A 12,378-nucleotide genomic window follows, 5' to 3' on the forward strand; every position below is an offset into this window, starting at 1 on the left:
GCCCGGGGGCGGGTCAGAGTTCTCGGTCGATGAACGCGAACATCTCGTCGTCGGAGACGTCGTCGAGCGCGTCCAGGTCGGCCGCGCCCGCCGCGCCGGCGGTGGGCCCGCCGGCCGCTCCGTTCAGCTTCGACAGGAGGGTGTTGAGGCGCCGGGTCACCCGCCCGCGCGCGTCGTCGTCGAGGGCGAGGGCGGCCAGCGAGGACTCGATCCTGCCGAGTTCGTTGAGGACCGGGTCCGCCGCGTCCTTGAGGGGCGGCGGGGCGCCGCCGGGGGTGAGGCGTTCCAGGAGGTGTTCTACGAGCGTGGCGGACTCCGGGTAGTCGAAGACGAGGGCGGCGGGCAGTTTCAGGCCGGTCGCCGCGGCGAGACGGTTGCGCAGTTCCACGGCGGTCAGCGAGTCGAAGCCGAGCTCCTTGAACGACGTGTCCGGGCGGACGGCTTCGTGGTCGGTGTGGCCGAGGACGCCGGCCACGTTGCTCCTGACCAGGTCCAGCAGCAGGCGGCGGCGTTCGGCGGCGGTGAGCCCGGTGAGCCGGGCGGCGAGGCCGTCCGCCGAGGCGGCCGCGCCCGCGGCGGCGGTGCGACGGGCGCTGCGGCCGCCCCGGTCGTCCGGCACCGCGCCGGCCGCCAGGGTGCGCAGCAGGGCGGGCCGGGAGGTGGCGGGCTGCGCGGCGACGGCGCGCGCGTCGAGGTCCACCGCGATCAGGTGCGGGCGGCCGTGGGCGTGGGCGGCGTCGAGCAGCGCGAGGCCGTGTTCGGTGGTCAGCGGGGTGAAGCCGGTGCGCTTCATACGGGCCAGGTCGGTGTCGCTCAGGTGTCCGGTCATGCCGCTCGCCGTCTGCCACAGGCCCCAGCCGATGGACAGTCCAGGCAGCCCCTTCGCGCGACGGCGCCGCACGAGGGCGTCGCAATAGGCGTTGGCGGCGGCGTAGTTGGCCTGCCCCGGGCTGCCGAGGGTCGCCGCCCCCGAGGAGAAGACCACGAACAGGCCGAGCGGCACATCCCGGGTCGCCTCGTGCAGATGGTCCGCCGCGGCGGCCTTGGCGGCCCACACCCGCGCGAGGTGTGCGGGCGTCTGCGCGGTGACCACGGCGTCGTCCAGGACGCCCGCGGCGTGGATCACGCCGGTGAGCGGGTGGGCCGGATCCGTCTTGCCCACGAGCTCGGTGACGGCCTCCGGGTCGCCGACATCGGCCGCGACGACACTCGCTTCGGCGCCCCATTGCCCAAGTCGCGCTACGAGTTCGTCACTTCCCGGCGCCTCGGGCCCGCGCCGTCCGGCCAGCAGCAGGTGTCGTACGCCCCACTCCGTGACCATGTGCTCGGCCACGGCGGCGGCGAGAACGCCGGTGCCGCCGGTGATGAGCACCGTGCCGTCCGGGTCGAGGGCGGGCGGGATCTCCAGGACCAGTTTGCCGGTGTGCTTCGCCTGGCTCATGAACCGGAACGCCTCCCGCGCCCGGCCAAGGGGCCACGAGGTGACCGGCAGCGGGGACAGGACACCGGAAGCGAACAACTCCCCCAGTTCCGCCAGCATTTCGCCGATACGGTCGGGTCCCGCGTGCGGAACGAGGTCGAACGCCCGGTACCGGGCGCCCGCATGGTCGGCCGCGACCTGGTCGGGGTCGCGCTTGTCGGTCTTGCCCATGTCGACCATGCGACCGCCCTCGGCGAGCAGCCGCAGCGAGGCGTCGGTGAACTCGCCCGCGAGACTGTTGAGTACGACGTCCACGCCGCGCCCGCCGGTGGCCCGGCGGATGGTCTCCTCGAAGGCGAGGTCACGGGAGGACGCGCGGTGGGCGGCGTCGATGCCCATGCCGTCGAGCACGACATGCTTGGCGGGGCCGGCGGTGGCGTAGATCTCGGCGCCCAGATGGCGGGCGATCTGGGTGGCGGCCATGCCCACGCCGCCGGTTCCGGCATGGATGAGCAGGGACTCGCCCGCCCTGAGCCGGCCCAGATCCACGAGGCCGTACCAGGCCGTCAGGAACACCACGGGGATCGCGGCGGCTTCCTGGAGACTCCAGCCCTCGGGCACCGGCACGACCATCCGGGCGTCCGCGACCGCCGAGGGGGCGAACGCACCCTCGAAGAGACCCATCACGCGGTCCCCGACCGACAGGTGGGTGACACCGGGCCCGACCGCCGTCACATGACCGGCGCCCTCACTGCCCGCGAACGTGCCCTTGTCGGGATACATCCCCAACGCGATGAGGACGTCACGGAAGTTCATGCCCGCGGCCCGTACGGAGATCCGCACCTGCCCCGGCTCCAGCGGAGCGAGCGCCTCCGGGGCGTTGATCACCGCGAGGTTCTCCAGGGTGGCGGTGCCGGAGGTGCCGAGGCGCCAGGCGGATGACCCGACGGGTGGGACGAGATCTTCGGGGGCGCCGACGGCCACGAGGCGGGGGACGTACACATTGCCCTTGCGCAGGGCGAGTTGGGGTTCGTCGAGATCGACGACGGCTTGGCGCAGGAGGGCCTGCGGCAGCGTTTCGGCCGGGGTTTCGCCGTCGATGTCCAGCAGGACGAAGCGGCCGGGATTCTCCGACTGTGCGGTGCGGACCAGGCCCCAGATGGCCGCTGCGGACGGGTCGACGGCGGCATGGCTGGTGGCGGCCTGGTGGGGTTCGCCCTCTGCGTCTACGTCTACATCTACGGTCACGTCCACGGCCGCCCGGGTCACCACGAGGAGGCGGGAGTCGGCCAGTTCGGGCGCCGCCAGGAACTCCTGCACCAGCGCAAGGACTCGCTCCACGTCCGGCAGACCACCGCCACCGGTAGTCGTCTCCACGGGAGCGAGCAGGGCCCACGGCACCTCGCCGCCATCCGGTACGACGTCGGCAGGACCGACACCCTCCGAGAGCACCGCCCAGCCGGCGCCGTCCACGGGCGGCTCGGCGGGCTGAACCGGAAGCGGCGTCCAGTCCACGGTGTAGAGCCCGTCGACTCCGGCGTCGTCCCCGAACCCGGCTGCCAGAGCCGCCAGTTGTGCCGGATCGGCCGCGCGCAGCGTCAGCGTGTCCACGCCCAGGACGGGTGCGCCGGTGGCGTCGGCGACATCGATCCGCAGTTGCTGCTCGGCGGCGTCTCCCTGCGGGGAGATACGAACGCGGACGTGGGTCGCTCCCTCCGCGCTGAGGGTGACCCCGCTCCAGGCGAACGGCAGCCACATCCGCCGCTCTTGGGTACCACCCGCGTCCGTTTCGGCGTCCGGTCGCTCCAGGAGCATCAGCGGGTGCAGGGCGGCATCGAGGAGGGCCGGGTGGATCCCGAACCCGTCCCGGTCACCGGCCACCGACTCGGGCAACTCCACCTCGGCGAGCAGATCCTGACCGTGCCGCCACAGCGCCCGCAGCCCTTGGAACGCGGGGCCGTACTCGTACCCGGCGTCGGCTGCCCGTCCGTAGAAGTCGTCGACATCCACGGTCTCGGCGCCGGCAGGGGGCCATTGGCCCAGCAACTCGCCTGTGTGGGCTGCACCTTCAGGGCTCACGACTCCCTCGGCATGGCACAGCCACGGGGTACCGCTCACCTGGTCCGGGCGCGAGTACACCCGTACGTCACGTCGCCCCTGCTCGTCCGCCGCGCCCACGACCACCTGGATTTGGAGCCCTCCGGACTCGGGCAGCACCAGCGGTGCCTGCAGCATCAACTCGTCCAAGGTGGCGCAGCCCGCCTCGTCGGCGGCCCGCAGCACCCACTCGACCAGAGCCGCGCCCGGAACGAGCGTGGTGCCCGCCACCACGTGTTCGGCCAGCCACGAAAGGGCCTTGCGGGAGAGCCGTCCGGTGAGCAGATACGAGTCCGACTCGGCGAGTTCCACGCACGCGCCCAGCAACGGGTGCCCCACGGACGCCATGCCGAGATCGGCGGCGTCTCCGGTGATCCCGGCGGGCTCCTCAAGCCAGTAGTGCCGGCGCTGGAAGGCGTAGGTGGGGAGGTCGACGGTACGGGGGGTGGGGTCGGCCGGGAACCACCCGGTCCAGTCGACGTCCGCCCCGGCGGTGAAGGCGTGGGCTGCGGCGCGGGCGAGCTGGGCGGCGTCGCCGTGGTCGCGGCGGAGGGTGGGGACGACGGTGGCGGGCAGGTCGGCCCGTTCGATGGTCTCTTCCATGCCGAGATTGAGGACGGGGTGAGGGCTCGCCTCGATGAAGAGCCGGTAGCCGTCCGCGAGCAGGGCCTCGATCGTGTCCGCGAAACGGACCTGCTGACGGAGGTTGGTGACCCAGTACTCGGTGTCCAAAGCGGTGGTGTCGTCGAGGCGCTCGGCCGTCACCGTGGAGTAGAACGCCACGTCGGTGCGGGTCGGTTGGATGTCGGCCAGGCGCTCGGTGAGCAGGTCGTGGAGCTCGTCGATCTGGGGGCCGTGAGAGGCGTATCCCACGTCGATGACCCGAGCTCGCAGCCCTTGGGATTCCGCCTCGGCCACCACTGCGGCCACATGCTCGGGCGGGCCCGAAATCACCGTAGAAGAAGGCCCGTTGACGGCAGCCACGCATACGCCCGGCCGGTCGCCGATCAACTCGGCAGCCCGTTCCGGGCCCGTTCCCAGGGACGCCATGTCCCCGTGCCCCTGCAACTGCCGTAGCGCGTCACTGCGTACGGCGACGATCCGCGCCGCATCCTCCAGCGACAGCGCACCCGCCACACACGCGGCAGCCATCTCACCCTGCGAATGTCCGACCACGGCGGCCGGAACGATCCCGCAGTCCGCCCACACGGCGGCCAGGGACACCATGACGGCCCACAGCACGGGCTGCACGACCTCGACCCGGGACAGCTCCGCCCCGTCCCCGCGCAACACATCCGTCAACGACCAGTCCACGTGAGCCGAAAGAGCCCGCTCACACTCACCGATCCGCGCCGCGAACACCGGTGACTCATCAAGGAGTTGGGCGCCCATGCCCACCCACTGTGACCCCTGCCCCGGAAACACCAGCACCGGCCCGGCGCCGGAAGCGCCCTGGACGGCGCCCGCGACGACGTCCGATGAGGGCTCGCCCGCCGCCAAGGAACGTAGCCCGGCCAGGAGCGTCTCGCGGTCCTCGCCCACGACCACGGCCCGGTTCTCGAAGACCGAGCGGCTCTTGACCAGCGACCAGCCCACGTCGAGGGACGACGTGAGACGCGGGTCGGCCGTCGCGCGCTCGGCCAGGAGACCGGCCTGCGCCCGCAGCGCCTCCTCGCCCCGCGCCGACACCACCCACGGCACCACTCCGGCCGGGGACTCGCCCGTCGGGGCGGCATCCACACGCTCCGGTGCCTCGGGGGCCTCCTCCAGAATCAGATGCGCGTTCGTCCCCGAGATGCCGAACGACGACACCCCCGCACGCCGCGCCCGCTCCCCCCGCGCCCACGGAACCGGCTCGGTCAGGAGCCGTACTCCGCCGCCGTCCCACTCCACGTGCGGAGACGGCTCGTCGACGTGCAGGGTGGCCGGCAACAGCTCGTTCCGCAGGGCCATCACCATCTTGATGACACCCGCCACACCCGCGGCCGCCTGCGTGTGGCCGATGTTCGACTTGACCGAGCCGAGCCACAACGGCCGGTCCTCGCCCCTGCCCTGTCCGTACGTCGCCAGCAGCGCCTGCGCCTCGATCGGGTCGCCCAGCGTCGTACCCGTACCGTGCGCCTCGACCACGTCGACGTCGTCGGGGCCTCGGCCCGCGCCGGCCAGGGCGGCGCGGATGACCCGCTCCTGGGAGGGGCCGTTCGGGGCGGTCATGCCGTTGCTCGCGCCGTCCTGGTTCACGGCCGAGCCGCGCAGCAGGGCCAGGACGCGGTGGCCGTTGCGGCGGGCGTCGGAGAGGCGTTCCAGGACGACGAGTCCCGCCCCCTCGCCCCAGCCGGTGCCGTCTGCGGTCGCGGCGAACGGTTTGCAGCGGCCGTCGGGGGCGAGACCGCGCTGGCGCGAGAACTCCACGAACGTGTTGGGGGTCGCCATCACCGTCGCGCCGCCCGCCAGCGCGAGGTCGCACTCGCCCTGGCGCAGCGCCTGAGAGGCCAGGTGCATCGCGACGAGCGAGGAGGAGCAGGCGGTGTCCACCGTGATGGCGGGGCCTTCGAGGCCGAAGGTGTAGGCGACCCGGCCGGAGGCGACGCTCGGGGTGCTGCCGGTCATGATGCGGCCCTCGAAGCCGTCCGGCTTGCGGGCGAGGAAGCGGGAGCCGTAGTCGTCGTACATGATCCCGGTGATGACGCCGCAGGGTGTGCCGCGCAGGGTGGCGGGGTCGATGCCCGCGTGTTCGAAGGCCTGCCAGGCGGTTTCGAGGAGCAGGCGTTGCTGCGGGTCGGTGGCGGCGGCCTCGCGCGGGCTGATGCCGAAGAAGCCCGCGTCGAACCGGGCGGCGTCGTAGAGGAAGCCGCCTTCGCGGGTGTAGCTGTGGCCGGTCCGGTCGGGGTCGGGGTCGAACAGCGAGGCCGTGTCCCAGCCCCGGTCCTCGGGGAACGGGCCGATGGCGTCGGTGCCGTCGGCCACGAGCCGCCACAGCTCCTCGGGCGAGCCGACGCCCCCGGGGTAGCGGCAGGCCATGCCGACGATGGCGATGGGTTCGTCGTCGGTGGCGGCGCGCGCTCGCGGCGCGGTGTCCGCCGGCGAGGCGGGCCGGTCGGCGTCGGGCAGGAGTCCGCGCAGGTGGCGGGCGAGGGCGCCGGGGCTGGGGTGGTCGAAGACGAGGGTGGCCGGGAGGCGGATGCCGGTGGCCGTGGAGAGGCGGTTGCGCAGTTCGAGCGCGGTGAGCGAGTCGAACCCCAGCTCCTGGAAGGCACGGCCCAGTTCGATGGTGTCGGGTGAGGGGTGGGCCAGGACGGTGGCGATCTGTTCGCGGATGAGCTCGTTCAGGGCGCGGTCCCGGTCGGCGGCGGAGAGCCGGGCCAGGCGGGCACCCCATGAGGTCGACGCCCCGGGATCCGCTCCGACGCCGATCGCGCCGGCCCCGGAGGCCTTGGTGGACACCGTGGCGCGGGGCGCGGGCACCAGGTCGCGCAGCGCGGGCTGCAGCGTGCCGGTGGCGGCCTGTCCGCGCAGGACGGCGCGGTCGAAGCGGGTGGCGAGCACCGTGGCGTGCGGGACGGTGAGGGCCGCGTCGAAGAGGGCGAGGGCCCGGGTGTCGTCGAGGCCGGCCACGCCGGTGCGCCGGATGCGGGCGCGGTCGGCGTCGGCGAGCCGGGCGGCCATGCCGCCGGACGCGGACTCCCACAGGCCCCAGGCCACGGAGGTGGCGGGCAGGCCGTGGGCGCGGCGGTGCTCGGCGAGGGCGTTGAGGAAGGCGTTGGCGGCCGCGTAGTTGGCCTGGCCGCCGTTGCCGAGCACGGAGGCGCCGGAGGAGAAGAGGACGAAGGCCGACAGGTCCAGGTCGCGGGTGAGTTCGTGCAGGTGCCAGGCCGCGTCGGCCTTCGGGGCCAGGACGATGTCGAGCCGTTCGGGGGTCATCCCGGCGATGAGGCTGTCGTCGATGACACCCGCCGTGTGGACGACGGCGGTGAGCGGGTGGGTGGCGGGGATGCCGGCCAGGAGGCTGGTGAGCGCGTCGGGGTCGGTGACGTCGCAGGCGGCTGCGCGTACGTCGACGCCGTCGGCGGCGAGGTCGGCACACAACTCCGCGACACCTTCGGCGGCTTCGCCCCGGCGACCGGCGAGGAGCAGGTGGCGGGCGCCGTGTGCGGTGGCCAGGTGGCGGGCGACGGCCCGGCCGAGGCCGCCGGTTCCGCCGGTGATCAGGACGGTGCCGTCGGGGCCGATGCCGTTGAGGTTGATGCCGTTGAGGTTGAAGCCATCGGGGTCGATGCCGTTGGGGGTGGCCCCGGGACCGGTCGTGTCCGTGTGGTGCGGGGTGACGGCGAGCCGCGGTACGAGCATGGTGCCCGCGCGCAGGGCGAGTTCGTTCTCGGCGTGGGTGGCCGCCGCGGTCAGGGCGGCGGGCAGGGCGTGGCGGGAGGCCGGGTCCTGGTCGATGTCCACGAGCAGCACCCGGTCGGGCTGTTCGGCCTGGGCGGCGCGGACGAGGCCCCAGAGAGGCGCGGTGGCCAGATCGGCGGGCCCGTCCTCGGTGCGGGTGGCGACCGCGCCGCTGGTGACGATCACGAGCCGGGCGGCGGCGAGAGAGTCCGCCGCGAACCAGTCGCGCAGCAGTTGCAGGGCGTGCAGGGCGTGCGCTCGGACGCGTGCCGGGATGCGGTCCGCGCCGCCCGACTCCATGTCCGGGGCCGGGTCCGGGTCCGGGGCCGGGTCCGCGTCCGGGGCCGGGTCCGCGTCCGGGGCCGGTGCGGGGATGGGTACGAGAACGAGGTCCGGTACGGGCTCGCCCCCGGCGACCGCGGCGGTCAGGGCGGCCAGGTCCGGGTGGTGGGTGGCCGGGCCGAGCCCGGCGTCATCGGCGCCGATCACGACCCGGGTGCCGACGGCCGACCCGCTGTCGGGCAGCGGCAGTTGACGCCACTCCAGGTGGTGGAGGGGGGTGGTGGCGGGACGGGTGGAGCGCCAGCGGTCGGCGGTGATCAACCGCAGGCGCAGGGTGTCCACGGTGGCGACGGGGGCGCCCTCGGGATCGGTGAGGGCCAGTCGCAGCTGGTCGTCGCCGCGCGAGCTGAGGTGGGCCCGCAGCCGGGTCGCCCCGGTGGCGTGGAGGCGTATGTCGCTGAAGGAGAACGGCAGCCGTACGGGGGCCTCCGCGTCGTCCCCGTCGTCCTCGCCGCCCCGGTAGAGCTCGTCGACGGCGTGCAGGGCGGCGTCGAGCAGCGCGGGGTGCAGGGCGAACGCCTGGGCGTCGGCGTGCTGTTCGTCGGCGAGGACGACGTCGGCGTACAGGTCGTCGCCGTGCCGCCAGGCGGCGTGGACGGCGCGGAAGGCGGGCCCGTAACGGTAGCCCTGCGCGTCGAGCCGGTCGTACAGCGCGTCGACGTCGAGCGGGGCGGCGTCGGCGGGCGGCCAGGCCGTCGTCTCCGCGGAAGCCGTCTCGGAGGCCATCCCGGACACCGTCCTGGAGGCCGTCCCGGGAACCGGCCCCATCGTCGGCTCGGTGGCCGCTCCCGGGGCGAGGACGCCCGTGGCGTGGCGGCGCCACCCGTACGCCCCCGCGTCGTCGCCGTCCGGGCCGAGGTCGGCGTCTTCGTCGACGGGCCGCGTGTGGACGGTGAGCGTCCGGCGCCCCGCCTCGTCCGGTGCGGCGAGGGCGAGTTGGACGTGTACGGCACCATCACCGGTCCCGGCCCCGTCACCGTCCCTCGCCCCGGAGCCCGCCTCGTCGAGCAGCAGCGGGCTCTCCAGGGTGAGGTCCTCGACCGTGTCGCAGTCGGCGTGCCGCCCCGCGAGCAGGGCGAGTTCGACGAAGGCGGTGGCGGGCAGCGGGACACCGCCCGCGATGGTGTGGTCGGCGAGCCACGGATGCGTACGCAGGGAGATCCGGCCGGCGAGCAGGAGGCCGCCGTCGGCCTGCCGGATGACGGCGGGCAGGAGCGGGTGACCGGTGTCGTGGACGTCGGCGGCGCGGGCCGGGGCAGCGGCGTCAGGGGCGGCACGCCAGTACCGCCGGCGCTGGAACCGGTAGGTGGGCAGCGGCAGTTGACGCGCCCCGGACGGGAACAGAGCCGTGAAATCGGCGGGGTGGCCGTCGGTGTGCAGCGCGGCGACGGCGCTCAGGAGCGTACGGGTCTCGTCGTGCCCGGCGCGCAGCACAGCAGTGACGGCCGGCGCCGCCTCCTCGCCATCGGCACCGCCCGCCGCATCCGGAAGGCAGTCCTGGACCATGGTGGCGAGGACGGGGTCGGGCCCCAACTCCAGGTAGCGCACCACACCTTGGTCGCCGAGGGTGCGCAGCCCGTCGTAGAAGCGCACGGGCCTGCGGACGTGCCGGACCCAGTACTCGGGGTCGGTCAGGAGCTCCGGTCCCGCCTGCTCGCCGGTGAGGTTGGAGACGACCGGCAGTGTCGGCGGGTGGAACGTCACGGTGCGGACCACGGACCGGAAGTCGTCGAGCATCGGCTCGATGAGCGGCGAGTGGAAGGCGTGGCTGACGTTGAGGCGTTTGGTCTTGAGCCCGCGTTCGCGCAGGGTCCGTTCGACGTCGGCGACGGCGGCGGCCTCCCCGGAGACGACGACGGCGGTGGGGCCGTTGACGGCCGCGAGCGACAGACGCGACTCCTCCCCCGCGATCAGCGCCAGCACGTCCTCCTCCGCGGCCTGGACGGCGAGCATGGCTCCGCCGGAGGGCAGTGCCTGCATGAGCCGGCCGCGGGCGGCCACCAGCTTGCAGGCGTCCGGCAGCGTGAAGACCCCGGCCACGTGCGCGGCGGCGATCTCGCCGACGGAGTGTCCCGTGAGGTGGGTGGGCGTGATCCCGAAGGCGGTGACCTGGCGGTACAGGGCGACTTCGAGGGCGAACAGGGCGGCCTGGGTCATACCCGTCGCGTGCAGCGCGGCCGCTTCCGCGCTGTCCTCGGACGCGAACAGGACGGGTTTCAGCGGCTGTTCGAGCAGCGGGTCCAGGTGCGCGCAGATCTCGTCGAGCGCTTGGGCGTAGGCCTCGGACTCCCCGTACAACTGGGCGCCCATGCCCGGCCGTTGACTGCCCTGCCCGGTGAAGAGGAAGGCGGTGCCGCCGGTCCTGGCCGGTCCCGCCGCGCGGGTCAGGGCGGGGTGGGAACGGTCCGCCGCGAGGGCGGTCAGGGCGGCGGCGCGCTCGGCGCTGTCGGCGCCGAGGACCACGGCGCGGTGCTCGAACAGGGTGCGGTGCAGCAGCGTCGCGCCGACGTCGGCCGTGGCGCTGTCGGGGTGGGCCGCGAGGTGCCCGGCGAGCGCGTCGGCCTGGGCGCGCAGCGCGGCGGGGGTGCGGGCGGACAGGACCCAGGGCAGGAGCGGCCGTTCGTCCAGGGCGCTCGTGGCAGCCGCCTGGACGGAGCCCGCGGCCGGCGCGGCACCGACCCGTACGACGGACCGCTGCTCCCCCTCATCCGGCCCCGCTCCCTCTACCGCCCCCGCGCCATCGCCGGAGGGCGGCTCCTCCAGGATGAGATGCGCGTTGGTCCCGGAGATGCCGAAGGAGGAGACGCCCGCACGGCGCACCCGGTCCTGCCGGGGCCACTCCACCGGCCGGGCGAGCAGCCGTACCGCGCCCGACTCCCAGTCGGCGTGCGGGGTGGGCTCGTCGGCGTACAGCGTGGCGGGCAGCGTCCCGTGCCGCAGCGCCTGGACCATTTTGATCAGTCCGGCGGCGCCCGCCGCGCCCTGCGTGTGGCCGATGTTGGACTTCACCGAACCGAGCCACAGCGGCCGGCCCTCGTGCCGCTCCTGCCCGTAGGTGGCGAGCAGCGCGTCGGCCTCGATGGGGTCGCCGAGCCGCGTCCCGGTGCCGTGCGCCTCGACCGCGTCCACCTCCGCGGGCGAGAGCCGTGCCGCGGCGAGGGCGGCGCGGATGACGCGCTGCTGGGCGGGGCCGTTGGGGGCGGTCAGGCCGTTGCTGGCACCGTCCTGGTTGACGGCGGAGCCGCGGATGACGGCGAGCACGCGGTGTCCGGCCCGGCGGGCGTCGGAGAGGCGTTCCAGTACGAGGAGTCCGGCGCCCTCGGAAAAGGCGGTGCCGTCGGCGACGGCCGCGAAGGGCTTGCAGCGGCCGTCGGCGGCCAGGCCGCGCTGACGCGAGAACTCGGTGAACACGTACGGGTTGGTCATCACCGTGACCCCGCCGGCGAGCGCCAGGTCGCACTCCCGCTGCCGCAGCGCGTGGGCCGCGAGGTGCACGGCGACCAGCGACGACGAGCAGGCCGTGTCGATCGTCACCGCCGGGCCCTCGAGTCCGAAGGTGTAGGCGAGCCGGCCCGAGAGGACGCTGGGCGCGCTGCCGGTGACGAGGTGCCCCTCGGCGGCCGGGTCGATGTGCGGGGTGCCGAAGCCGGGCAGCGCGGCGCCCGCGTACACGCCGGTGCGGCTGCCCTGCAGGGAGTGCGGGTCGATGCCCGCGCGTTCCAGCGCCTCCCAGGCGCACTCCAGGAGAAGCCGTTGCTGCGGGTCGAGGACCGCGGCCTCGCGCGGGCTGATGCCGAAGAACTCGGGGTCGAACAGGTCGGCGTCGTGGAGGAAGCCGCCCTCGCGTGCGTAGCTCGTGCCCGGGTGGTCGGGGTCGGGGTGGAAGAGCAGGTCCAGGTCCCAGCCCCGGTTGTCGGGGAAGGGGCCCAGGGCGTGGCCGCCCTCGGCGACCAGGTCCCACAGGTCCTCGGGCGTGCGGACCCCGCCGGGGTAGCGGCAGGCCGCCTCGACCACGGCCACCGGTTCCTGGCCGCGCTCCTCGGCCTCGCGCAGCCGTTGCCGGGTGGCGTGCAGGTCCGCGGAGACACGCTTGAGGTAGTCGACCAGTTTCTCTTCGCTCACCATGTGCGCTC

The 12,378-nt window shown here is 74.2% G+C and carries 1 protein-coding gene; it reads right to left on the bottom strand.

What is annotated here, in order from left to right; translation table 11 throughout:
- Window positions 1-13 precede the first annotated feature (13 nt).
- Complete coding sequence (locus tag ACFYO9_RS08145) at window positions 14-12,370, bottom strand: SDR family NAD(P)-dependent oxidoreductase (protein WP_388666096.1); 12,357 nt, start codon at window positions 12,368-12,370, stop codon at window positions 14-16.
- Window positions 12,371-12,378: the final 8 nt, after the last annotated feature.

The organism is Streptomyces sp. NPDC005863, assembly GCF_042871345.1.
Classification (GTDB): Bacteria; Actinomycetota; Actinomycetes; order Streptomycetales; family Streptomycetaceae; genus Streptomyces.

Excerpts from the sequence above, each read along its gene's own strand:
- ACFYO9_RS08145 (WP_388666096.1), bottom strand. The coding sequence starts at position 12,370 with ATGGTGAGCGAAGAGAAACTGGTCGACTACCTCAAGCGTGTCTCCGCG.